Source organism: Bosea sp. BIWAKO-01 (assembly GCF_001748145.1).
Classification (GTDB): domain Bacteria; phylum Pseudomonadota; class Alphaproteobacteria; order Rhizobiales; family Beijerinckiaceae; genus Allobosea.
On sequence record NZ_BCQA01000001.1, the window covers coordinates 1,831,188 to 1,855,581 of the forward strand.

General features: G+C 63.9%; 18 protein-coding genes. 8 read left to right on the top strand and 10 right to left on the bottom strand.

Translation table 11 applies throughout. The features are described from left to right. Position 1: 1 nt before the first annotated feature. The 5 genes from BIWAKO_RS08355 to BIWAKO_RS08375 form a co-directional block, all read right to left on the bottom strand. A complete protein-coding gene (locus BIWAKO_RS08355; RefSeq protein WP_069878269.1) occupies positions 2 to 1,267 on the bottom strand; it encodes a hypothetical protein in 1,266 nt (421 codons plus the stop codon). After that, the gene (locus BIWAKO_RS08360; protein WP_069878271.1) at positions 1,264 to 2,271 is read right to left on the bottom strand and encodes an SDR family NAD(P)-dependent oxidoreductase; all 1,008 of its coding nucleotides are present in this window, start codon (positions 2,269 to 2,271) and stop codon (positions 1,264 to 1,266) included. Before BIWAKO_RS08360 ends, BIWAKO_RS08355 begins: the two co-directional genes overlap by 4 nt. Further along, entirely contained in the window at positions 2,268 to 2,960 is a 693-nt protein-coding gene (locus tag BIWAKO_RS08365; protein WP_069878272.1) for a sugar transferase, read from the bottom strand. The genes BIWAKO_RS08360 and BIWAKO_RS08365 overlap by 4 nt, the downstream gene beginning before the upstream one ends. Before the next feature lie 44 nt (positions 2,961 to 3,004). Beyond that, the gene (locus BIWAKO_RS08370; RefSeq protein WP_069878274.1) at positions 3,005 to 4,141 is read right to left on the bottom strand and encodes a DegT/DnrJ/EryC1/StrS family aminotransferase; all 1,137 of its coding nucleotides are present in this window, start codon (positions 4,139 to 4,141) and stop codon (positions 3,005 to 3,007) included. A 66-nt stretch (positions 4,142 to 4,207) separates the two neighbouring features. After that, entirely contained in the window at positions 4,208 to 4,927 is a 720-nt protein-coding gene (locus tag BIWAKO_RS08375; RefSeq protein WP_069878276.1) for a nucleotidyltransferase family protein, read from the bottom strand. A 627-nt stretch (positions 4,928 to 5,554) separates the two neighbouring features. Here BIWAKO_RS08375 and BIWAKO_RS35280 point away from each other — a divergent pair. Then, entirely contained in the window at positions 5,555 to 6,277 is a 723-nt protein-coding gene (locus BIWAKO_RS35280) for a hypothetical protein (RefSeq protein WP_141740023.1), read from the top strand. 213 nt (positions 6,278 to 6,490) lie between these two features. On the opposite strand, the gene BIWAKO_RS08385 is transcribed toward BIWAKO_RS35280, so the two are convergent. From BIWAKO_RS08385 to BIWAKO_RS08395, 3 genes are all read right to left on the bottom strand, one after another. Then, positions 6,491 to 7,288 (bottom strand): FkbM family methyltransferase, encoded by a 798-nt coding sequence (locus BIWAKO_RS08385; protein ID WP_069882280.1) that lies wholly within the window; start codon positions 7,286 to 7,288, stop codon positions 6,491 to 6,493. A gap of 573 nt (positions 7,289 to 7,861) precedes the next feature. Beyond that, complete coding sequence (locus tag BIWAKO_RS08390; RefSeq protein WP_069878280.1) at positions 7,862 to 8,290, bottom strand: VanZ family protein; 429 nt, start codon at positions 8,288 to 8,290, stop codon at positions 7,862 to 7,864. Further along, positions 8,287 to 8,991 (bottom strand): helix-turn-helix transcriptional regulator, encoded by a 705-nt coding sequence (locus BIWAKO_RS08395; RefSeq protein WP_141740024.1) that lies wholly within the window; start codon positions 8,989 to 8,991, stop codon positions 8,287 to 8,289. Before BIWAKO_RS08395 ends, BIWAKO_RS08390 begins: the two co-directional genes overlap by 4 nt. A gap of 1,072 nt (positions 8,992 to 10,063) precedes the next feature. Between BIWAKO_RS08395 and BIWAKO_RS08400 the strand changes: the two genes are divergently transcribed. The 5 genes from BIWAKO_RS08400 to BIWAKO_RS08420 are packed head-to-tail and all read left to right on the top strand — an operon-like array spanning position 10,064 to position 18,276. Next, positions 10,064 to 11,287 carry a glycosyltransferase family 4 protein gene (locus tag BIWAKO_RS08400; RefSeq protein ID WP_069878282.1) on the top strand — a complete coding sequence of 408 codons (1,224 nt, stop codon included), beginning with the start codon at positions 10,064 to 10,066 and terminating at the stop codon, positions 11,285 to 11,287. Positions 11,288 to 11,316: 29 nt separating this feature from the next. Further along, on the top strand, positions 11,317 to 12,537 hold the full coding sequence (locus BIWAKO_RS08405) for an O-antigen ligase family protein (RefSeq protein ID WP_244523380.1): 1,221 nt from the start codon (positions 11,317 to 11,319) through the stop codon (positions 12,535 to 12,537). Between the two features lie 4 nt (positions 12,538 to 12,541). Beyond that, the gene (asnB, locus tag BIWAKO_RS08410) at positions 12,542 to 14,536 is read left to right on the top strand and encodes an asparagine synthase (glutamine-hydrolyzing) (protein ID WP_069878285.1); all 1,995 of its coding nucleotides are present in this window, start codon (positions 12,542 to 12,544) and stop codon (positions 14,534 to 14,536) included. Between the two features lie 11 nt (positions 14,537 to 14,547). Beyond that, on the top strand, positions 14,548 to 16,794 hold the full coding sequence (locus BIWAKO_RS08415) for a GumC family protein (protein ID WP_176733283.1): 2,247 nt from the start codon (positions 14,548 to 14,550) through the stop codon (positions 16,792 to 16,794). 33 nt (positions 16,795 to 16,827) lie between these two features. Beyond that, positions 16,828 to 18,276, top strand: a complete 1,449-nt coding sequence (locus tag BIWAKO_RS08420; protein ID WP_084651224.1) for a lipopolysaccharide biosynthesis protein — start codon at positions 16,828 to 16,830, stop codon at positions 18,274 to 18,276. A 149-nt stretch (positions 18,277 to 18,425) separates the two neighbouring features. On the opposite strand, the gene groL is transcribed toward BIWAKO_RS08420, so the two are convergent. Beyond that, on the bottom strand, positions 18,426 to 20,048 hold the full coding sequence (groL, locus tag BIWAKO_RS08425) for a chaperonin GroEL (protein WP_069878290.1): 1,623 nt from the start codon (positions 20,046 to 20,048) through the stop codon (positions 18,426 to 18,428). 221 nt (positions 20,049 to 20,269) lie between these two features. Then, the gene (locus tag BIWAKO_RS08430) at positions 20,270 to 20,764 is read right to left on the bottom strand and encodes a hypothetical protein (RefSeq protein WP_069878291.1); all 495 of its coding nucleotides are present in this window, start codon (positions 20,762 to 20,764) and stop codon (positions 20,270 to 20,272) included. A gap of 379 nt (positions 20,765 to 21,143) precedes the next feature. Between BIWAKO_RS08430 and BIWAKO_RS08435 the strand changes: the two genes are divergently transcribed. After that, a complete protein-coding gene (locus BIWAKO_RS08435) occupies positions 21,144 to 22,613 on the top strand; it encodes a M81 family metallopeptidase (protein WP_069878294.1) in 1,470 nt (489 codons plus the stop codon). Between the two features lie 103 nt (positions 22,614 to 22,716). Further along, positions 22,717 to 24,318 (top strand): ABC transporter substrate-binding protein, encoded by a 1,602-nt coding sequence (locus BIWAKO_RS08440; protein ID WP_069878296.1) that lies wholly within the window; start codon positions 22,717 to 22,719, stop codon positions 24,316 to 24,318. Positions 24,319 to 24,394: the final 76 nt, after the last annotated feature.

Sequence of the window (24,394 nt, forward strand, 5' to 3'; positions counted from 1 at the left end):
TTCACTGGCCTCTCGCGTGCTGCCCGGCAGGGGCGACCTCGTCGGGCCAATCCAGGCGCGAGACGAAATCGAAGACGGGGCCGCCTGCCTGCCCCCAGTTGCTCGACCAGATGATCTGCGACCCATCGGGCGACGGCGAAGCGTGGGTCTCACTCCAGTAGTCATGGGGCGCATTTCTGGTCTGGGCGATCCGCCGGAACTCGCCGCTGCCGTCGATCTTGAGTGCCAGGATTTCCTGCGCGAACGGCGCCCACGCCGCGTGGCGACCGACCTCGTCCGGCACCCCGGAATAGCTCAGGAAGACCCAGCCGGGCCGTCGCATCGCCAGGGAAGCGTGCTGAGCCTCGCCGTAGCGGGTCAAGGCGGTGACGACACCGTCATCGAGACGCCGCTTGATGACCTGGAACCTATCGGGAGGCGCCTTGCTGATGCCGACATAGACCTCGCGCCCGTCCGCATCGACCGTCATGTCACCATGACCGGGCCGGTGGTTCTCGGTCCAGCTCTGCACCAGAGCCCCTTCGAGCGTGAAAATGAAGGTCTGGTTGGTCTCGTCCGGCAAGCTCTGGAGACAATAGACATGCACGCCCAAGGGAGAGATGGAGCACGCATTGCTCTGGCCTGGGAGCTTGGCGAGCGCAATGTCGGGAAACTTCGTGCGGGTCGTCAGGTCGTAGGCGAAGGCAACGAGTGCCCCACTCTCCGAAAGTGCCCGCACGACGATCCGGCGACCGTCCCAGGATGGGTTTCCCTTGTAGGGGCCGAATTGAAGGTTGCGATGATGGTCCGCGGTGTAGACCACGCGCTCGAGATTGGTTCGCGGCGCCCAGAACGAAACGGTTTGCCCCCCGACGCAGATCATCAGCTCCGGATTGCGCGGGTGCCATTCGCATTCGCCGCTCCGGGTGCGCCGGAAAAGCGGCGCATAGCTGCGGCCATCGAGAAAGCACAGCCCGTTGCAGCCATTGACGATGACGAGGAGGCTCTGATCCGCGTTCCAGGCCTGGGCGCTCGAATAGCGATGGCTGCAGTGGCCGGGGCCGCACACGATGCCCGAGCCCAGTGGCCCCGGCCGGGTCACCCGCGTGAATGCCACGCCGAAGGCCGGGTCCGATGCGGGCTGCAGATATCCGGGCAGTGGCATGTCCACTGGCGCGACCAGCTGCGCGGCGGAGAGGTTGTCGGCTGCAGCCGCGGGCCAGAATGCCGGCATGAGCGCGGCGGCCAGGAGTGCGCCAAGCCATGATCTCGGAAGAACCGGCTTCATGTGATGAAGTCCTTCTGGCGTCGAACCTGCCCCGCCGCCACGCGGGTGAGCCACCACGCGATCGTCCGTTCCAGGCCCTCGCGCAGACTCGTGCGCGGTCGCCAGCCGGTTTCGCGCTCGAAGCGGGAGCAGTCGGCCAGCAGTGCCCGCACCTCGGAATTGACCGGCCGCATCCGCGTCTCGTCGCGCAGAACCGGCTTCTGGCACGCGCTCAGCTCTCGGATCAGTTCGATCAGGTCCGCAACGGTCACCGCCCGCTGACTGCCCGCGTTATAGGCGTGTCCGTAATCGACCGCGACCGCGCTGCCCGCGGCCATGAACGCTGCGGCGGTGTCCTCGACGAAGGTCAGGTCCCTGATCGGCGTGGTGTCGCCCACCATGATGGCCGTGCAGGCCGGGTCGAGCGCCTGGCGAATGATGGTAGGGATGATTGCCCGCTCGCTTTGACGCGGCCCAAACGTGTTGAAAGGCCTGAGCGTCACGACCGGAAGCCCGAAGGACCGCGCAAAGGCCTCCGCCATCATATCGGCGCCGATCTTGGACGCCGAATAGGGCGACTGGCCCTGGAGCGGATGGGTTTCGCTGATCGGCATGGTCAGCGCAGTGCCATAGACCTCGCTGGTCGAGGTGTGCACGATCCTCTCCGTGCCATGCTGGCGTGCCGCTTCGAGCACGTTCAGCGTCCCCAGCACGTTGGTCTCCACGTAGGACTGGGCGGCCAAGTAGGAATGGGGAATGGCGATCAGAGCGGCGAGGTGGAAAACGATCTCCTGGCCCTGCACGATTCGCCCGATGAACGCGGCGTCGCGAACGTCCCCCCGCACGAGATTCAGCTGATTGCGAGTGGCCTCGGGAACATCGTCGAGCCAGCCATGGCTGTCGAAGGAGTTGTAGAGGGCAAGGGCCGTGACCTTGGCGCCGTCGCGCACCAGCGCCTCGGTCAGATGGGACCCGATGAAGCCGTCGGCTCCGGTCACCAGCACGCGCATGCCGCTGTAGCTCATTGAGCTGCTCCCTCGGACTTGGTTGCTTCGCGGGTTTCGGCAACACTTGGCCGGCCTGTCCGCTGAGCGGGCACGGCCTGCGACGGGACCCAGCCGAAGACGGCCAGCACGCCCCGCATGAGCCAACCAATGTCGCCGACGACGCTGTGATGGGGGAAATAGGCGAGATCCAGCCGTGCCTTGGTCGGAAACAGCACATCCCGATAGAAGCGCGTCGGGTCCATGTCCGGCGGGTAGAGACTGCCTTCGTTGCGGAACAGAATCTGACTAGGCCCCAACAGACCTGGCTTGTGCTCCAGAACCTGTTCGAAACCATTCTGGAAGCAATCGGCAAAGGCCAGCGACTCGGGGCGCGGTCCGATAATGGCCATGTCGCCCCTCAGGACGTTCCAAAGCTGCGGCAGCTCATCGAGCTTGGTCGCGGCCAGAACGCGGCCGACGGGCGTCATCCGCCCGTCCTTGGCCATGGTCAGGGGACATCCCTCGGTGCCGCAGGTGGCTGCGAACTTACGGAACTTGTACATGCGAAAGGGCTGCCCGCCCTTTCCCAGGCGCGCCTGGGAGAAGAGGATTGGCCGACCGCCCTCCAGCCAGATGGCGCAGGCGATGACCAGCATGGGCAAGGCCAGGACCAGGGCGGCGGCAGATGCGACGAAGACGTCGAAGGCGCGACTCGCGACCGCGTTCATATCGACGCCCGCCGCAGAATGCCCGACACGGATCTGGCGGGGCATCATGCGACGGCCTTGACGACTGTTTCGGCCTGCACGGCACGCGCCAATGTGGCCACGACCAGTTCGACGGTTTCGGCTCCCATCCGCGGGTGGAGGGGCAAGGTCAGCTCACGCTGCGCGAAGTCTTCGGTCCGCGGCAGCTGCACGCCGGGGCAGAGCTCACGGTAAAGCGTCATGAGATGGACCGGAGGGTAGTGTATCGTCGTCTGAATGCCGTTCTCGCGCAGGTGATCGATGACCTCCTGCCGCACCACACCGGCCGGCAAGACAACCGGCATGATGTGGAACGTGGATAGCCGCGGCTGCTGGAAAGGTACCGTGACGGACGGGCAGCGTTCGGCAATGAGCTGCCGGTAATCGGCCACCAGGCGGCTCCTGACCTCGTTCCAGCCTGGCAGCTTCCGCAGCTGGACAAGACCGATGGCGGCCCGCATCTCGTCCATGCGGTAGTTGAAGCCAAGCATGGTGACATCATAGGTCGGCGTGCGCGCATTCAGGCGCTGGCGCGTTCCGCTGGTCATGCCGTGCCCCCGCGCCTGCCGGATCGTCTCGAGCAGGGCGGAATCGCGGGCGATGATCGCGCCGCCCTCGGCAGTGGTCATGTTCTTGTTGCCGTAGAAGCTGAACGCAGCCGCTTCGCCGAAGGTCCCGACCTGCTTTAACCCGGGCGCATGTGCAGCGTCCTCGAGCAGCAGCAGCCCTTTCCGGCGAGCGAAGTTCTGCCAGGCCTCACGATCGGCGAGATAGCCGGCGAAATGAACGAGAATGACGGCCTTGGTCCGCGCGGTGCAGCGGGCCTCGGCGTCGGCCAACGACATCAGCGGGACGTCGGCCGACTCGATATCGACGAAGACGGGCGTCGCGCCGACATAGACCACGCAATTGGCGGTGGCGACGAAGGTCAGGGCGGGAACCAGGACCTCGTCGCCTGGCCCCAGCCCCAAGGCATGCAGAATGAGGTGGAGGGCCGCTGTACAGGAATTGACCGCGACGGAATCCTCGACGCCATGGACTTCGGCAAAGGCCCGCTCGAAAGCTCTGACCCGGTCCCCCATGGTCAGCCAGCCACTGTCGATGACCTCTGCAAGGGCAGTCTTCTCTTCGGGACCCAGGATGGGCTCGGCAACCAGCAACATGGAAGGCTCCATCACGCGTGGCGGACAAGTCGCCGGCGCCGAGCGGCGCCGGCCGGACGGGCGTCGTCAGGCCGCGACAGGGTGCTCGATCACTACCGACTGCTCGTCCCAGGCGACGTCCTGCGCCTTGTGGAAGTCGTCGACGCGGCCGATGTCGAGCCACACACCCTCGTGCTTGAAGACGTGCACGGGCGTGCCAGTTTCCAGCATCTGGAACATCAAGTCGTCGAACCCGAAGGGTACTCCCGACGGAATGAACTCGAATACCGACGGATCCATGCAGTACAGGCCCATGCTCACCAGATGCGGTAGCGCCGGCTTTTCGCGGAAGGTCTTGACCTCGCCATCAACCTCGTCGATCACGCCGAAATCCATCTTGATCGTCCGTGTGGTCGTAGCAATGGTGACCGGCCCCGGATGGCGCCGATGGAAGCTGGCAAACTGGCTGAGGCTGATATCGGTGAGCACATCGCCGTTGAGCACGAGGAATGTGCTGTCGAGCTGGTCCCGCAGCAGCGAAAGCGGGCCGATCGTACCGAGCGGCTCGACTTCCTGGGTGTAGGTGATCTTCATGTTCCACTGCGCGCCGTCTCCGCAGAAACTGCGAATGAGATGGCCGAGATATCCGGTCGTGACGAAAACCTCCTGGATGCCATTCCGGCGGAGCCACTTGAGCAGCAGCTCCAGGACCGGCCTCGATCCGATAGGCATCAGCGGCTTCGGCAGGACCGAAGTGTAGGGGCGCAGACGGGTGCCCTTGCCGCCGCATTGGATCACAGCCTTCATCCGAGCCTCCTATAAGTGGTCTGCGGCTGCGTGCCGCTCCGGCTTGCTACGTGTGGCGCCGGGCATGACAGCGGTGGAGCGGTGTCGGAGTGCCCGAAACGTCACGGCACAAGGCACCGGTTGGATCACCACGCACAGAGTTCACCCGGTCATCTGGGAGAGGATGCTATGAGCGCCGTAACCCACTGTCTTCGTTCGTTTGCATGATGGAGGCGGGGCATGCCGCCATCGGCTCTTCTGCCTCAGGGCCCGGCGCCGCGTATTTCCCGCGATAGCCTTCACTCCCGGCCCGCGCGCCTCCTGATCCCGCCTCTCCTGAGAAGCCGGCTGGCCGGGTCCGATACAGTTCCAGACGGCCCCTTCGACGGGAGGACGACCGATGCTGCGTGTCTCTGGAGGTTGTGCGATACGGGCTACGGACGCACGCTGATCGCAACCTGCGCAGCGGCTGCCCTCGTCCTGCACAGTCCACCTGGCGCTGGGAGATACCAGGCTCTCACGGGCGACAGCCCGGGTTGCAGCCGATGATCGCGGTCGCCTTCCGCCCCTGCCGGCAACTTGAGTCACTCCACCCAATGCCTGTCCCCGCCTCGACGCCGGATCGTGAGCATCAGCCCGTGAAATGGATTGCAGTTCTCGGAAAAGCTGTCGCAATCGCAGCAAGTTGAGTCATCGGGCCAGAAACGGGATCCGGTCGGATGCTCTAATCGAGAGCGCCGCATAGCCGCCTGCGGGCTCCTCCGCAACGGCTCGCGATGGGCGCATCCTGGCGAGAACTGCGGCGGCGATCCGATCGATCGACAGATTCCGGCTTGGGGCATCGATGCTGCTGACCCGGATCATCGGGAGCCCCCGCGCGCCGACCAGGCCCGAGATCAGATCAACATGGTCCACGTGGTCCAGGCTGCCTTGCAAGCCGATCTCGAGGTAGCGCTGAAGCGGGCCGATCTTCTGCCGACGATCCCGAAGGCGCGCCCCCAGAACGGGTCGTGGCGACTCGAAGCGGATGAGCAGGTCCGGCTTCGGCAGGCAGTCGAGCGCGCGTCCGATGAGGTCGCGCTCAAGTATACCGCTGAGCAGAACGAGCGAGGCCACCGCCTGGACCATGCCCTGATCGAAGATCGTGATCGCATCCGAGGAATGCGCCGCAGTCCATTCGCGACGGAGCAGCGCCGGGTGCCAATGCAGGCGAACGCCCCAGAGCCGATCCTTCGGTGGCAGGATCCTGAAGAGATCCGCGACGCCGTTGGCCGGACCAGCGGAGTTGAGCAATCGGGCGCTGGCGAGGCATTTGAGGACAACGCGCCTCAGCGGGTGAGCCCGCACACCGATCCGGGGGGCACGACATAGCCAGACCTCGTAGATGGGCTGTCAGGGCCGACGCCATCGTCGTCTTTCCCGCCCCGGACGGCCGAACATCTCGAGGATCATTACAAGCCTCTTCCTCTTGCCTTGACGCCCGGAGCCGCGACCTGACTTCGGAAAATTAGGCCGAACAGAGGGATGTTGATCTCCATGCCTAGAAAACCGCCAGGAGCCCAATCTATTCAAATCGAAGAGGATCTATATCCACTCCCTAAACAATATCCCATCGCTCTCTATCGTCTTTCGGATATTAGATTCCGCCATTACTTTGATTTCTCGCTCGAGGCGCTTCATGTAAAAGGAATGGAACTCTATATATGTCGCGTATAATTCTCTATGAGCTCCTGTATTTATCATATCAAACAGTATTTGATATTCCGAACCATCGACATCAAGCTTTAGAATGACGACATCATACAGAGCTTTCTTTGCCATGATGAGATTCGACAGCGAGAATGTCTCTACGACGTCAGAATCCGCATCCCGTGCATCATACAGGCTGCTGTTGTGCTCGGGAACGATCGATCGCCTTTCATAGGTAGGTTGGCGTCGATCCGACGGAGGCCCAAACAACGTGGTAAAGCCCTCCCGGACGCTCGCCGCCTTACCGATGATCTCGATATTCGCGCTCGAACTCGCCTGCAGGGCCTGAAGATATGGCAGACAACTCTTGTTGGGCTCTATCATGATGAAATCGAAATACTCTTCGGTATAGTACCGACTGAATACGCTATATCCCTGCCCGACATTTGATCCGCAATCGATGAAAAGCCCTCGCCCACAGGAGCCGCTCTTTATCTTGGCGATAGCGCGCTTGGCGTCAGCGGACACGGCAATCCGCACGCGCGTTGATCGAACCGGCGAGCTCAGCGATAGCGCGGGCAATTCCAGAAGCCGGAGCGTACCCTCGTCCTGCAAGACGTCGGCTGACTGCTGAAGCCTCGCCGAGTGTCTGGCACTGAGACGTCCGGCTGTCCCCATTGCGGCGTTAGTCATTCCTACCTCCATGACTGCAATACGCCTTGAGCGATGTGCGGCCTTACCCGCCACGCGCCGACCCATTCCTATCCAAGTATCCATCCACCCAGATCGACGAAGCTTCGCTCCAAGCGTCTCGTCGAGCTCCGGCGCCAATCGACTTCTGCCTGTGGCCCCGAGCACATCATGGCTGCGCAGTCTCGCGAAGCAGCGGGTCAGGCTGTTACGGGACACTATGGAGACGCCTTGTGAGCATCATCGTCCATTCGAAGGATACTGCGGATGCCCGGCGTGCCGAAAGGCCATCGGGAATGCCAGCCGATCGCTGGAAAGATCACGCCTTCGCCTGCAATCCGCCTGGAATGCCATTGGCCCCATCAGACCACTCTCGCGTCGGAGCAGGGCAGGCAACAGGCTGGCGCACCCGCAAGGGAGTAGCGGCCGTCTCCTCACCTGTCTTTACGATGTGAGGAGACGCGATGCAGAGCTTCCGCTCGCTGAACGGCCCACATCGCCGCGATGTCTTGGCTCCGCACCGCAACCGATGTCCCCGTTCGGAGTCAAAAGCACCAATCCGCCTCGCCGAACGTGCTACTCCGAAACCCGAGATCGCTTCGACCACGCTTGGCGCAAAACAAGACCAGCCGCCAGGCCGATCATGCTGCCGGCGATACTGCAGGCCGCATCAACAACCCGTGGCGTGCGGCCCGGAATCCAAAATTGGGCCAGTTCGAACCCGACGGCGCCAACGATCAGCAAGGCGGCAGACAAAGGGGCGCCCTTGCGCCCGTAGACAACCGCGAAAATTCCGCCCGTGACCGCATAGGCAAACACGTGCTCGAGCTCGGGTGGCGCCCGGGTTCTGAACTCGATGCTTCCGGGCAGGATCGAGGCAATGCCGATGAGGCAGAAGGCGCACCAGGCGACCGCCCGCCAGTGCCTCCAGCGGACGAGCCTGTCGATACCGGCGCTGCGTTGCTCCGGGTCGAGGCGGCGCGCCGAAGCGAGTTCGCCCCTCACGGCAGGACCGCGACACGGGCAAGCAACGTGACCAACTCCGCCTGGCGCCTGGTCTGCGTCTTGGCGAAGACCGAGGCCAGCTGGGAGCGAATGGTGGTTCGGCTGAGACGCCGACTGCGGGCGACATCCGCCGGCACATCGCCGCGCGCCATTTGAATCGCCAGGCGCGTCTCCGCCATGGTCAGGCCAAACATGCGCTGAAGCATGAAGGGATTAGGCTCCAGATGAGCATCAAGATCGAGAAGCATGACTACGCTGGTGCCGTCCGGCATGTCGTCCGCGACCTGATTGAGAACGAGAGGCGCATCGTCCTTGTCCGAAATGACGATCCAGGTCAGCGGGCCGAGTGACGGGCGGTTCGGCGCGCGCGCGATCAATCGCTTGAAGGCGCTCGTCAGTTGGTCGAGGCCTTGAACCGAGCCCGCTTCACGGCCGAGGATCAGTCGGGCCGTGGCGTTGGCTTCGACGATCTTCCGGCGGTCCTCAAGGACAAGATAGCCACAACCGATGCGGTCGAGCATGCTCAGGGCCACGGTGCCGCGATAATTGCTCGGGGGCGCTACGCTCGCCCCGCCCTCCTCCTGGTCGAGAACTGGGGTCGCGCAAAGTGGCCCGACGAGGCCGGCATTCAAGGGCATCGCATGACGGACGGGCGCACCCCGTGGCACCGGCGCTTCGACAGATCCGCTGACCAATGACATATCGGCACTCTCCTCGATGTTCGGCATTCCGGATCAGAGACCATCCGCCCGACCTCACTCCACAAACCATGTTGGTTGAGATGACGCGGCCACTCACAGCTCTGCTAAACTCAATTGCTGCAAGACATCGCGCACAAGGAGAGAGGATTTACTATGTATTGTACTAAAATTACCTTTGATTATGTCGTAAATCTGGAAAACAATCTTATATATCATCGCACTCAGATTATATTACTATAGAACAATATCGGAACCATGAGGGACAATATCAGAAAACCCCCGAGCGAAAACGCATTCAAAGGAGCCGGTCAGCCTACACCCAAAGGTTAAGTTCCCGCCCCCCGAAAGGTCATGCCAGCGGGTCTGCGTACACCGGCCGCTGTCCCCGGCAAGAAAGGGCTACCCAAATTGGACTAGCGGGCTGCGTCGGGGCAGCAGGCGGGCTATGCCAGCGTAACACGGAATGCTGACGGTCGACGTGCGGCACGCGATTCGTGTGGCCAAGGTAGAGCGGTCGCTCCAGGGCCGTTTCGAAATCAACCCTGGCGGCTGCACGCACAAATTCGTGACGACCCGGAAATGCGCCGGGAGACAACACGCTCTCGCCGGTCCCTGCACAGTTGGCCGGCTGTCCGGTTTTCGCGCCCCCGGATGCTTCCGCGACGCCTCGTCCGGCGGCCCCGCCGAATGCTGGCATCCTACGCGTGCCGGCATGTGAACCGGCTGGCAGACGGGGCCGCGTCTGCCTCTTCTATGCAAACCATAGGATGAGGCAGACGCTGTCGGCTTCACGGCGAACACCCTGCCGCCTCAGAAGCGACGAGGCCCGCGATCGCCGGATTGTTGCCCCGACTACGCGGAACCGCACCGATGCCGTTGCCTTACGCCATTCACGTCCGGTTCCGATCCGTCATCCAAATGAATGAGGACAGTGCAGAGCCTGCTCCATACCGTGATTTCCTACCGGATACGGTCCTGTGGGGCAGGAACGCGCCGGAAAGGTCATCAGGCCGAGCGCTTGCACTCGGGGGTCAGGCCCCCGCAGTCCCAGTTCCTGGCAGGAGGAGTCAAAATGGTTCCGCATGTGCTTTGCGTGGGAGGGGAGGACCATTCGCTGCGCATCCCGTTCCTCGCAGCCTTGCAGGACCGCGGCTTTCGGATAACGGCAGCCTCGACCACAGATGGGGCTGCCTTCTTGCAAGCCGGCTTGGCTCATCGGCGCTATCAGTTCGACCGGTTCGACAGTCGCGGCGCGGATCTCGCGGCCATCCGCCAGCTCGCGAAGATGATCGCGGATATCGGCCCAGACATTGTCCAAACCTTCGATACCAAGCCCAATCTGCTGGCCCCCCTTGCGGTCCGGGGCAAGGTCGCCGTGGTGCGAACCATCAATGGGATGGGCTGGGTGTTCTCGTCCGAGACGGCCCGCGCGCTCGCCCTCCGGCCGGTCTACTGCGCCTTGCAATGGCTCGCCTCCCGCTGGACCGCGGCTACGGTTTTCCAGAACCGCGACGACAAAGCCTATTTCGAGAGTCACAGGCTGGTTCGGAGGGATCGCGCTCATTTGATCCGCGGATCGGGTATCGACATTGCCGCCTTCGATCGTTCGCACGCCCGTGGCTCCGCCACTGCGGCGCTAAGGGAACAGCTCGGCCTCGGGACGGACGAGATCGTCATCACGGTCAGCAGGCTGACGCAGCAGAAGGGAATTCCGACGCTGCTGGAGGCTGCTTCGCTGGTCAGGAAAGCGCGCCCGGGTGTGCGCTTCCTGCTCGTCGGTCCACGAGAAAGTGAAGGGCCCTTCGCGGTCGCTCAGGACGAGATAGACCGGCAGGCTCCGCATGTGATGGCGCTGGGCGCGCGGAAAGACGTGCCGGCCCTGCTCGGCCTTGCAGACCTGTTCGTCCTGCCGACGGAATATCGGGAGGGGATCCCGCGCGTTCTGCTGGAGGCCGGCCTTGCGGGCTTGCCGATCGTCACGACCGACATGCCCGGCTGCAGCGATGTGGTTACGCATCACTGGAACGGCCTCCTCGTGCCGCCGCGCAACCCGGGTGCTCTTGCCAGCCGCATCCTCGAACTCCTGGAAGACCGGCGCGGCGCGCTTGAAATGGGTGGTCGATCCGTGGCGCTGGTTCGGCGCGAATTCGGGCTCTCGACAATCGTTGGACATTACACAGAGCTTTATCGGCAGGTTCTGTCGGAACAGGGTCGTACGGACAAGGCTGCGGGCAGGTCGCGATCACCGGTTCTGGAGGGGGCCAGCGCGCTCCGCGGTGTCGGAGAAGGGGAATGATCCGAAATGCGCTCCTCGGAGCGGGGCTCGTGCTCTCTTCCGCATCGCAGCTCCGCCTTCCCGGCCTGCCGATCGGCTTAGGCGAGCTCTGCCTCGCGCTCTGGATCGGCCTGTCGGCGACCCGATTTCTGGCCGGGTACCCGATGGCGGCCAGTTCCGCCTTGACCCGTCTGAGCGGATTCTGGGCCGTGTTCGCGCTCACCTTGGGCATAGGCGCGTGCATTGGACTTCTCTTCGATCCGCTGATCGACGTCGGCGCCATGGTGCATGACTCCACGGCCTATCTGCTCATGGCCTGCATGACGATATTGTCCATGGCCGAACCAGACAGTGACAACCGCCTGCGGCAGACGGCCTGGTTCGTCATCGTCTTCGGCAATATCGGCCTCGCGCTGCAGATTGCCCTCGGCTGGGGACTGCTTCCTCAGGGCTCGCTCGATCCATGGTACTGGGACCGCTTTCGCGGCTGGTCCGAGAACCCCAACCAGGCTGCGCTCTATTGCGCCGTGTTTGGCCCGCTCGCGCTCCATCTGGCGATGAGCGCGGAGACGGGTTTCGGCCGCGTCTCCGGCTTCGCTTTGGCGGTCCTGCCCGTGGTCTTCGGGCGATTGACGAAGAGCGACGCCTTCCTGGGTGCGACGGTCGTCTCGAGCACGTTCCTGATCGGGTTGCGGCTGCGGACCTGGCTGGCCATGCCTGGATACAGCATGCGTTACATCGCAGCTGTCCTCTTCATCCTGGCAGCCCCGCCCACCGCGATCGCACTGTTGCCCTACGGCGTCGCCGCGGCCGATGAGGCTGAGGATTTCGCCAAAAGCCTGGCCAAGGACAAGGGCGGGGACGGTACCGTAGCCACAGCCAATCTGCGGTTTCTGCTTTGGCAGCAAGCACTGCTGAAAGGGTTGGGGTCGGCCTCCCTGGGCCTCGGTCCGGGGCCTCATTCCGAACGCCCCACAGGTCCCAACCCGCAGAACCTGCCCGGCCCGTTCGAGGCCCACAGCACGCCCCTGGACCTGTACACCCAAGGAGGCGTACTCGGCCTCGCCACTCTGGCGTGGCTCGTCGGCAGTACCCTCTTGCTGACGCTGCGCGCCCGGTTCGATGCCCTCTCGGCACTGATCTGCTCTGTGGCCGTGTTCAGCATCAGCCACTTCATTCTTCGCCATCCGATCTTCTGGTTCGCCCTCGCCCTGTGTTTGGCCGAGGGCAGCACACGAAGGCGGACGGCGTCCGCTCACTACGGGAGATGACAGGATGTGCGGGATTGCGGGTATCTTTCTGCCCCCCGACGCTGCGGACCCCGGGTTGCTGAGTGCGATCAGGCCGATGACGGCTTCCATTCGCCATCGCGGGCCCGACAGCGACGGGTTTTGGAGTGACCGCGAGGCCGGCGTCGCGCTGGGTCATCGACGCCTCGCAATCGTCGACCTGACCGAGGGCGGGCACCAGCCGATGCTTTCCCATAGCGGACGGCTGGTCATGACCTTCAACGGCGAGGTCTACAATTTCCAAGCCCTGCGCCGCGAACTCGAAGATCTGGGGCATAGCTTCCGTGGAGGCAGCGACACCGAGGTGATGCTCGGCGCGATCGAAAGCTGGGGTCTGGAAAGGGCGCTCCAGCGCTTCACAGGTATGTTCGCACTCGGCCTCTGGGACAGAAGGGCGCGTGTTCTCCATCTGGTCCGAGATCGGATGGGGAAGAAGCCGCTCTACATCGCGCGCATCGGACGTGCCCTGGTGTTTGCTTCCGAGTTGAAGGCAATTCGTATGTTTCCGGGCTTTCAAGCCCGGATCGATCGGGAGGCTGTGGCCGCCATGCTGGCGCGCGGCACGATGCCGGATCGGTGCTGCATCTGGCACGATGTGTTCAAGCTGCCCCCTGGAGCCATGCTGTCAGTGAGCGCCGACGAGATCGCCGACGCTCCCGACACAGCAACTCTCAAGTCGAGGATCCACCAGTGGTGGTCCCTGGCTGCCGTAGCCGAAGAGGGGCGGAAGAATCCGTTCGTTTCCGACGATGTCGCACTGGTCGCGGAGCTTGACGAACTGCTTCGTCTCACCGTGCGCGAGCGGATGGTCGCCGACGTTCCGCTCGGCGCATTCCTCTCCGGAGGAATCGACAGCTCGACCGTCGTCGCGCTGATGCAGGCCCAGTCCAACAGGCCGGTGCGCACGTTCACGATTGCATTTCGCGAACGAGGCTATGACGAGTCGGCCGAGGCCGGTCGTATCGCTCGGCACATCGGGACAGATCATACGGAGCTGCACCTGACGCCGGCGGAGGCGCGCGAGGTCATCCCAGAATTGCCACGCATCTGGGACGAGCCATTCGCCGACTCGTCGCAAATCCCGACCCTGCTCGTCTCCCGCCTCGCTCGCAGCGACGTGACCGTGGCTCTGTCGGGCGATGGTGGCGACGAATGCTTTGCCGGCTACTCCAGGCATTTTCTTGCGGTGCGGCTGGCTTCTCTGCTTGGCATGCCCCCAATTCTCCGCCGCACCGCTGCAGATTTCCTCGTTCACCTGGCGAATGGCGCAAGCGAGGAGATCGTCAATCGGCTGCCGGTGCCGGACGGGCTGAGGCGCTCGCTGCGCGGCGACCGCCTGAGGCGTCTTTCCGATCTTTTCGCCGCAAACGGAGACCGGGAAATCTACCGGCGGCTGACGCGTGTCTCGGAGCTGACCCTGGCGCGCGACGCCGAAGCGGCCGAGCCCGATGCTCCCGTCCTCGACGACCTGGTGTCGCAACTGATCTTTCGGGACATGACCGGATATCTGACGAGCGACATTCTGGTGAAGCTCGACCGGGCAAGCATGGCGACGAGCCTGGAAGCCCGCTGTCCGCTTTTGGATCATCGCGTCGTCGAATTCGCCTGGCGCCTGCCGACAGCGGTCAAGGTGCGCCACGGCCAGGGCAAGTGGATCCTGCGACAGGTTCTTGCGCGCTACTTGCCCCGGCACCTGTTCGAGCGCCCCAAGCAGGGCTTCGACGTGCCTGTCGGTGCCTGGCTGAAGGGCCCGCTACGGGCCTGGGCAGCCGACTTGCTGACCGAATCGCGGCTGCGGCGCCATGATCTTCTCGACGCGGGGGCGGTCCAGGCGTGCTGGGCGGAGCACCTGAGCGGCCGTCGCGACCATTCGCAGGCGCTTTGGGCCGTGCTGATGCTCGAGGCCTGGCTCGACGAAGTCGCAGGTCCGCCAGCCACCACACCGGTCGGTGAATTCGACCTCGCATTGCAGGGGAGCTGACGATGGAAGCGTTGACCGGCAAGGGCCAGCGGTTCATCGCGACGGCACGACCTTCGGATCTGCCGCCACTCGAACCGACGACGCGGATAACCAGGCCGATCATTGGATCGGCGCCAGGCCCGCTGCCATTCCAGCGGATCGTCCACGCGCTGTCGAGGCGGCGGGGTTTGATCCTCGCAATGATGCTACTCGGCGGCGGAGGGGTCGCAATCGTTGGCCTGATCATGTCGCCCGCCTATACGGCAACGACGCAAATCGTCGTCGATCGCGCCTCGGAAGGGTCGAGTGGCACATCCCAGGCCTCTCAAGCCATCGACGATGCGGCGATCGACACGCACTTGGCCGTGCTTTCCTCCGATGCGCATCTGCGACGGGTCGCTTCGGCGCTCCTTCTCGCCCATGAGGAAGGGGTGGCGGCAGGCAACCAACCGGATTCCTGGCTGCACCGTGTCCAGGATGGGCTCGGTGCCGCCTGGTCGTTTATCACGCAGCCGTTCAAGCGTAGCTCCGACAGCCAATCCCCCGACAGTAACGAAAGCGCGCTGGCCCAGCAGCTGAAGCGCTCCGTCAAGATCGGCCAAGAGCGGCGTTCGAGAGTCTTGTCTGTTGTTGCAACCGATTCCGATCCGCGACGTGCAGCCGAGATCGCGAACACCGTCGCGCATGTCTACATCGAGGATACTGCGCAACGAAAGCGCACCGATGCGGAGCAGCTTGTGGTTTGGCTCGCCAAGCGCGTTCCCGAAATGAGGTTGGAGGTGGCGCGTGCCGAAGAGGAGCTGCAGGCCTACCGCTTGCTCCATGGCGCAACGGTCGATGGCACCCCTGATGTAACCGGCCAGCAAATCGCACAGCTGGCCCGGCAGTTGGCCCTGGCCAAGTCCGATTTCGCCGCGACGCAACAACGGCTGAACCGGTTCAACGACTTGCGCCAGCGCGGCGCACCCACCGCCGCCCTTGCGGATGCATTGGGATCAGCGAGTCTGGCCGAGTTCGCCCACAGCGAAGCAACCCCAGCGACCGTCGGTCAGGAGCCTCAGCCGGAGGCGCGCCGGGAAGCGGACCGTGTAACGGAGCAGGCGATCGATCAGGCGCTCAGCCAAGTCGAGACCGACGGTCGCATTCTCCAGGCTCAGGCCAGATCAATCGAGGAGCGGCTGCAGTCCCTGAAGGCGGCGGCGACCGAAACCGCGGCCAGCATGTCCGGATTGCGGGCTCTCGAGCGTCAGGCGGCCGCGGTAGCCCAGCTTTACGATGCCCTTCTGAGCCGTCAGCAGCAGGCGAACGAACAGGTCCAACTCATTCAGCCGGACGTCCGGGTAATGGCCTCGGCGTGGCCGCCGGAAAGGCCAAGTTCGATTCACCCGGCCTTCCTCATTCCGCCCGGCGTGATGGTCTTCGGCATTATGGGCGTCCTGCTTGCGCTCGGCATCGACAGACTTGATCATACCCTTCGCAGCACGGATGAAGCCGCCGAGGCGCTGGGCGTTCCTTGCCTCGGGCAGGTCCCGCAGGTCACGCTCCGGCACGCAAAGCGGATCGAGGATCTGCTGCGGCAGAAGCCTCAATCAATCTATGCGCGGTCAATCCGCTCATTGCTGATCTCCGTGTTGCCCAGGGGCTCCGGCAGCTTCGCGTCGAAGATCATCCTTGTCAGCTCCGCCCTTCCGGGCGAAGGCAAGACCACGGTCGCGCGGAGCCTTGTCCTCTCGGCGGCGCGCCTTCGACTGCGCGTACTCCTGATCGACCTCGGCGAACCAAGCGGACTCCCTGAACGGGACATCGTGACGATGGCGCGCGCCGCCGCCCCCGGCGTCGATCTCGTCGACGTCCTGAGCCGCGGCCGACCGATCGCCGAAGCGGTGGAGCACCTTCCTGAGCTTGGGGTCGACTACATTCCGCCGCCTCGACTCGATGGCAACCTGCTTCATTTCCTCGCAAACCCGCAGGTTCCGCACTGGCTTGATCAGTTCCGCGAGACCTACGACTTCATCGTGATCGATGGACCTGCAGCGGTCGATCGGCTGGAAGCGAGTTTTCTCGCGGGCTGGGCCGATCAGGTACTGCTCGTGGTGCGCTGGGCACAGACCGGCCGGGAAATGGCGCAAAGTGCGCTGCGGCTCGTCGGCGGCGCTCCGGGGGCCGACGCCGATGGCGCTCCCCGCGTGGCGTCGGTGCTGACCTGGGTCGATACCGAGCGCGATGCCGGTTTCCATTTCAAGGACATCCGCGGCTTCAAGAGCTGGCGTCGGTCATGATCGATTACAGCCACAACGCTGGGTATTGATCTGATGTTGACAGGTTACGCCAACGACACCGTCACCCGGCCGCCCCGCAGCGACAATCCGCCGACGACGGCCGCTCTATCCAAGCCTGCGGCCGCACCGACAAGCGGCGAAACCAGCTCGAAGGGCAGCAGTGACCTGGCTCACCGGCTCTCGTCCGGGAGCGTTTGGGCTCTCGTCGTCTATGTCGGCGGCGCAGGGCTTACCAGTGTTGCTCAATTCGAGATTGCCCGGTTGGTCGGCCTTTCCAGCTATGGCACTTATTCCTATGCGTTTGCCTGGGTCAGCCTCCTGGCCTACAGCGCGACCCTCGGCTTCAATGTCGCCCTGCTTCGGTTCGTGCCGGCCTATGGTGCGAAGGGGGAGTGGTCTCTGGCGCGCGGGGTGATTCAGTTTGCCGTGGGCTGGACCCTCGTGGCAGCCATCGTTCTCGCCGGAATTGGTGCCGGGATCGTGGCCGTTTCCTCCGCTCGCCCGCACTCGGAGCTTTCCACCAGCCTGCTGATCGGGATGGCCACAATCCCGCTGGTCACGATGTATCTGATTGGAGCAACGCTGCTACGCGCCTTCGGCGGTATCGTTTCGGCTCTTCTGCCGGAACGCATCGTCCGCGACGGTCTTTTGCTGGTGCTTGTCGTCGCGGCCGGCACTGCGGTTTCATGGCGGCTGGACGCAGCGCTCGTCATGGCTGCGCTGTTGATCAGTTCGGCGGTCACGGTGGGCGTGGTCTGCGTGACCATGCGCCAGCTCTGGCCCCTTGCTCTGCGGGGCGTCAGCTCGACCTACGCTCCTCGCTATTGGTTGACCGCCGTCTTTCCCATCATGATCATGACGGCCGTCGACACCCTGATGAACCGCACCGGGGTGATGCTGCTCGGCTGGACCGGAAACATCCGGGATGCCGGCACGTTTGCGGTCGGCTTCAATGTGGCGATGCTGCTCCTGCTGCCGCGCGTCGCCGTAAGCACCGTATTTGCCCCCACGATCGCGGACCTTCACGCGCGTGGGGACCGGCTAGGCCTGCAGACGCTGTTCGCGCGCGCCAGCGTGTTGTCCTTCGTCGGGGCGATGATGCTCGCCGTGCCGCTTCTGGTGGTGCTCGAGCCGCTGCTGCGATGGTTTGGCGAGGATTTCGTCGCCGCAGTTCATGTTGCTGAGATCCTGATGATCGGTCAGGTCTTTGCTGCGGCAGCCGGCCCGCATCAGAACGTCCTGACCATGACCGGACATGAGCGCGCCGCCGCCGTCATAATGGTCGTGAGCGCCGTCGCGAATGTTGCAGCCTGCGCCATAGGAATCGCGCTTTTCGGAGCAATCGGCGCAGCAGTGGCCAGCACGGCGACCATGGTGCTCTGGAATGTCGCGACCGCCATTTGCGTCTACAACCGTCTCGATCTCATTCCAGGGCTCGCCGTCGCGATTGGCGTGAGGCGCAACAAGCCACAACCCAGCTGAACCTGGCCCATACTTACCGGGCACACCGGCGTAACGCGTGAGAGGCAGTGCCGAAAATCTCCGAGATGGCGCGCAATTCTCCTCCCGAATGATGCGGCCGGATCTTCTTCGCGACCGCCCCCTCCAAAGGGGCCGCGCCGTGTCGATCATCAGAAATCCATGCCACCCGGCATCGCCGGAGCCGATTCCCTCTTCGGCAGCTCGGCAATGATCGCTTCTGTGGTGATCAGCAGCGAGGCGATCGACGCAGCATCCTGAAGGGCGGTCCGCACCACCTTGGCTGGATCGATCACTCCGTTCGCCACAAGATCCTGATATTCACCTGTCGCTGCGTTGTAGCCCCGGTTGTAATCATCCTTCTCAATCAGCTTGCCGACGATGACCGCACCGTCGGCGCCGGCGTTGTCGACGATCTGGCGGGCCGGAGCCTGCAGGGCGCGGTACACGATTTCGACGCCGGTCTTCTGGTCGGCATTGGCGGGCTTGACGGCGGCAAGGGCCTTCATCGCCCTCAGCAGAGCCACGCCGCCCCCCGGCAGGATACCTTCCTCGACCGCCGCGCGGGTCGCGTGCATGGCATCGTCGACACGATCCTTCTTCTCCTTGACCTCGACCTCAGTCGCGCCGCCGACGCGGATGACCGCAACGCCACCGGCGAGCTTGGCCAGACGCTCCTGGAGCTTCTCGCGATCGTAGTCCGAGTTGGTCTCCTCGATCTGCGCCTTGATCTGTGCCACGCGAGCTCCGATCTCCTTCTTCTTGCCGGCACCGTCGACGATGGTGGTGCTTTCCTTCTCGATCATGATTTTCTTGGCACCGCCGAGCATTTGGAGCGTGACGGTCTCGAGCTTGATGCCGAGATCGTCGGAAATGGCGGTTCCGCCAGTGAGGATCGCAATATCCTCCAGCATGGCCTTGCGGCGATCGCCGAAGCCCGGGGCCTTGACGGCCGCGACCTTGAGGCCACCCCGCAGCTTGTTGACCACGAGCGTGGCGAGAGCCTCCCCTTCCACGTCCTCGGCGATGATCAGCAGCGGCCTGCCGGTTTGCACCACGGCCTCGAGCAGCGGCAACATCGGCTGGAGCGAGGAGAGTTTCTTCTCGTGGATCAGGATATAGGCGTCTTCCAATTCGGCCCGCATCCGTTCCGCATCTGTGATGAAATAGGGTGAAATATAGCCACGATCGAACCGCATGCCCTCGACCACGTCGAGTTCGATCTCGAGCGATTTTGCCTCCTCGACCGTGATGACACCCTCGTTGCCGACCTTCTTCATCGCCGCCGCGATCATCGCCCCGATCTTGGTGTCGCCATTGGCCGAGATGGTTCCGATCTGAGCGATCTCGCTATTGGCCGTGACCATCTTGGCGTTCTTCTTGAAATCTGCCACCGCAGCCTCGACCGCCAAGTCGATGCCGCGCTTCAGATCCATCGGGTTCATGCCGGCGGCGACGGCCTTGGCCCCCTCCCGGACGATGGCGTGGGCCAGCACCGTTGCGGTCGTGGTGCCATCGCCGGCAGCATCATGCTGTTTTGAGGCGACCTCGCGCACCATCTGAGCGCCCATGTTCTCGAACTTGTCGGCAAGTTCGATCTCCCTGGCGACGGCGACACCGTCCTTGGTGATGCGGGGCGCACCGAACGACTTCTCGATCACGACGTTGCGCCCCTTGGGACCAAGCGTGACCCTGACGGCGTTGGCCAGGATTTCGACGCCGCGCAGCATCCTCTCGCGGGCGTCGGACGAGAACTTCAACTCCTTGGCGGCCATGATCCGGGTCCTCCTCCAGGGGATTTCAACGGTTCAGCAGCAGGATTGGTCAGGCGGATTCCTCTCGATCGAGGTGATTATATCGCTCTCCGCGGGGATCAGCAGCACTTCTCGATCGAACGCGATGCAGGGCGCATCGTGCGGGCAAGTTCGCGAAGCAGAACCGGGTTACGCCGCCCTGCGAGCGGCCGCCTACGGTGCAATGATCCATGCGCCGCTGATTAATTCGCTGGGTCGCGCTCGGCGATGGTTCGTGGGCCGGGGTCTGGCTCGAACTTGCGACCGCCCGCCGCCGCCTCGACCCTCTGCTGGGTGGACCTGGATACGAGGCGAGACTGCCCAAGGGCAGTAAAATCGCTGGCACTGTGGTTTTGACTGGCACGCCCCTCAAAGACCAGAACGTCCGAACGTGTCACGACGATATCGCCGCGGCGCAGGGTCGGGTCGTCCAGGTACCAATAGTGATCGGTAGCCGGATCGAGTTTTACGATGGGGGGCACCGGCCTGGATACGACGGCTTTCCGCTGAGGCGAACGACGCGTCGGCCGAACGGTCACATCGAGCGGTTCAGGCGCAGTCGGGTAAACCTGCGGAGGTGGCCTCCCGAACACGGCGCGGGCCAGTTCATCGAAGAACCCGGCAGAGTGAGCGGGTGTCACAAGAACAAGTGTGCTCAGGCCAATGCTGAGCAGCCCGCCAATTCGAGTGCTGTTCATGGGGCAAATCCTCGCGACCCGTCTTGCTGGCTAACGCCGCCGACGGCCGGCGGTTCCCAACGCTGTGTCGTCCGAAGTCGTCCAAAGCGCAGGCGGGCCGACGGCCACAGCGGCCCGCAGCGACATGATGAGCGGTATCCGAGGGCCCAAGGTTCGCGCGGCCGGCGCGATTCTCCTACATCCCTGATGACAGAGAAAAGTGGATTTGCGCGGATAGGATGTAAAACGACGAATGCCCCCATCGCCGTCGTCAGTGGCCATTGACCTCAGCTCCGGGATTGCGAGCCTCACAAAGCGGGTTTTCTTGCTGCGACGCAGCTTGACAGGCGCATTGCTCACGTCGGAGCTTGCCTCCGCACGAAACGGGAAGGCTCTGATTATGCGTCTGTTCGCCGCGTCGCTTGCTACCGAGACGAATACGTTTTCGCCTATCCCGACATCCCGCGCGAACTTCGAGGCATCGGCCTATTTTCCCGCAGGTCAGCATCCCGACCGGGCGACGCATTGCACCGCGCCACTTTATGTGGCGCGCCAGCGGGCAGAGCGAGACGGTTTCACGCTGATCGAAGGTTCCTGCTTCTGGGCCGAGCCCTCGGGAACCTGTGCCCAGGCCGATTACGAGGAGATGCGGGACGAGATCCTCGGTCAACTCAAAGCCGCAATGCCGGTCGACGGCGTCCTGCTCGGGCTGCACGGGGCCATGGTCGCGCATGGCTGTGACGATTGCGAGGGCGACATCCTGGAACATGTCCGCGCCATCGTCGGCCCGAAGGTGCCGATCGGGGTCGAGCTCGATCCGCATTGCCACCTGACCGAAAAGCGCGTGCGGCTGGCGGATGCCATCATTCTCTACAAGGAGTACCCGCATATCGACTTCGTCGAGCGGGCCGAGGAATTGGTCGACATCATCCTTGCGACGATCCGCGGCACGATCAAGCCGATGATGTCGCTCTATGACTGCCGGATGATCGAGCTGGTGCCGACCACGCGCGAGCCCGGGCGCTCCTTCGTCGACCGGATGAGCGCACTCGAGGGCAAGGACGGCGTGCTTTCGGTCTCGCTGGCTCACGGTTTCCAGCAAGGCGACGTGCCCGAGATCGGCACGCGGGTCCTGGTCGTCACCGACAATGCCAAGGCCGCCGGAGATGCGCTCGCCGCGCGGCTCGGCGAGGAGTTCCGCTCGCTGAAGGGGCAATTCGCTCCGCCGGTGGTTCCGCTAGACGAAGCGCTCGACCGGGCTCTCGGCAGTTCTGCCAACGGCCCGAGCGTCATTGCAGATTCGACCGACAATGCCGGAGGAGGGGCGGCGTCCGACAATACCAACATCATCCACCGCCTGCGCGAACGGGGTATTCGCGATGCGGCGATCGGTCCGGTCTGGGACCCTGTCGCCGTCGAATTCTGCCTGACCGCCGGTGTCGGCGCCACCATCCCGCTGCGCTTCGGCGGCAAGGCCGCCTCGACCTCGGGCAAGCCGGTCGATGGCGACGTCACCGTGCTCGGAGCGATCCGCAATGGCACCCAGAGCTTCGGCACAGCCAAAGTCCCGATCGGCAATGCCGTAGGCATCCGCATCGACGGCATCGACGTCGCGCTGTTATCGCACCGCACGCAGGCGCTGGGGCTCGAGATCTTTACCAGCGTCGGCATCGACCCGACGCAGAAGCGTATCGTCAGCGTCAAGTCGACCAACCATTTCCATGCCGCTTACGGGCCGATCGCCAGCGCGGTGATCTACACCGACGGCGGCGGGCCATCGCATCTCGACGTGCGCAAATACCCCTATCGCAAGATCGCCCGGCCGCTTTGGCCTCACGACCCGCTGCCACCCGGCCGCATCGTCGTCTGAGCCTGGCCGCGTCGAAGGAGACTTGACCGTGATTTGATCATCGAGGGTGGCCAGACGAAGCGAATGCTCGCGGTCATTCAGCATCTCTTGGAGGGAGAGAGACATGACGACCACACGCCGCAGATTCGTCCAGGGCAGTCTCGCCGCTGGAGCACTGACCGCCGCCCCTGCCCGCCTTAGGGCCCAGACCACCCCACCCGTCTCACGCACCATCCGCGCCGTGCTGCATGGCGATCTTCGCGTATTCGATCCAGTCTGGACCACCGCGAACATGACCTCGTATCATGCTGCGATGGTCTACGACACGCTGTTCGGGGTCGACGACAAGTTCGAGCCGAAGCCACAGATGGTGTCGAAATACTCGCTCTCGGACGACCGCAAGACCTACAGCTTCGAGCTCCGCGACGGCCTGCGCTTCACCGACGGCACGCCGGTGACAGCGCGCGATTGCGTCGCCTCGATCCGGCGCTGGGGTGCGCGCGACGGCGGCGGCCAGCACATGATGACCCGCCTCGCCGACACTCCCGTGAAGGACGACAAATCCTTCCAGCTCGTGATGAAGGAGCCCTACAGCCTGGCCGTCGAGTGGCTCGCCAAGGCGGCGACCAATGCCTGCTACATCATGCGCGAGAAGGAAGCGCAGACCGACCCGATGCAGCAGATCCAGACGATCATCGGCTCCGGCCCGTTCGTCATGAACCAGGACGCCGTCGTCCAGGGCCAGCGCTACGTCTACGACAAGAACCCGAACTATGTGCCGCGTTCGGAGCCGGCCGTCTTCACCTCCGGCGGCAAGGTCGTGAATGTCGACCGCGTCGTCTACGAGAACATCGCCGACGAGGCGACGGCGATCGCCGCCATCCGCGCCGGCGAGATCGACATGATCGAGTATCCGAATGTCGATCTGCTCTCCTCCCTGGAGGGCGAGAAGGAGATCAAGCTCGAGGTCCTGAACAAGCAGGGCCAGCTCGGCTGGGCCCGCGTCAACTGGCTCCACCCGCCATTCAACAACGTCAAGGCCCGCCAGGCGATGCTCTACCTCATTCACCCGACCGAGGTGATGAAGGCGACCTTCGGCGACGAGAAATACTTCAAGGGCTGCTCTTCGCTATTCGGCATGGGCACGCCGATGGAGAACGACGCCAATATCGACTGGTTCAAGGGCGGCCAGAACATCGAGAAGGCCAGGCAGCTCGTCAAGGAATCCGGCTATGACGGCCGCCCCGTCGTCGTGCTGCACGCCACCAACATAGCCTACATGAACAATGCCGCGAACCTGATCGCGCAGTGGATGCGCCAGGCCGGCTTCAACGTCTCGCTGCAGGCCTCGGACTGGGGCGCGGTCATCACGCGGCGTGCCGTTAAGAGCCCCCCGGACCAGGGCGGCTGGAACGTCTTCTTCACCTCGGGCTCGGTCAACGCCTTCGGCAATCCCGTGGCGCTCAGCGGCCATGCCGCCAATGGCGAGAAAGGCTGGTTCGGCTGGCCTTCCGACGAGAAGCACGAAGCCTTCCGTGACAAGTGGGCGGCAGCTTCGAATGATGCAGAACGCCGCCAGATCGCGCGCGACATGCAACAGAACGCCTGGGATTTCGTGCCGCACATGTATTACGGGCAATGGTTCCAGCCCGCGGCCCTGCGCAATCTCACCGGGTTGATCGGCATGCCGGAGCTGATCCCGTTCTGGAACGTCAAGAAGGGGTAGCCGCCTCCACCGGCCGGGCTCCGTCCCGGCCGGCATCGAACCATTCCGGCGGGCTGGTCGACGGTGCAGCCGGCGC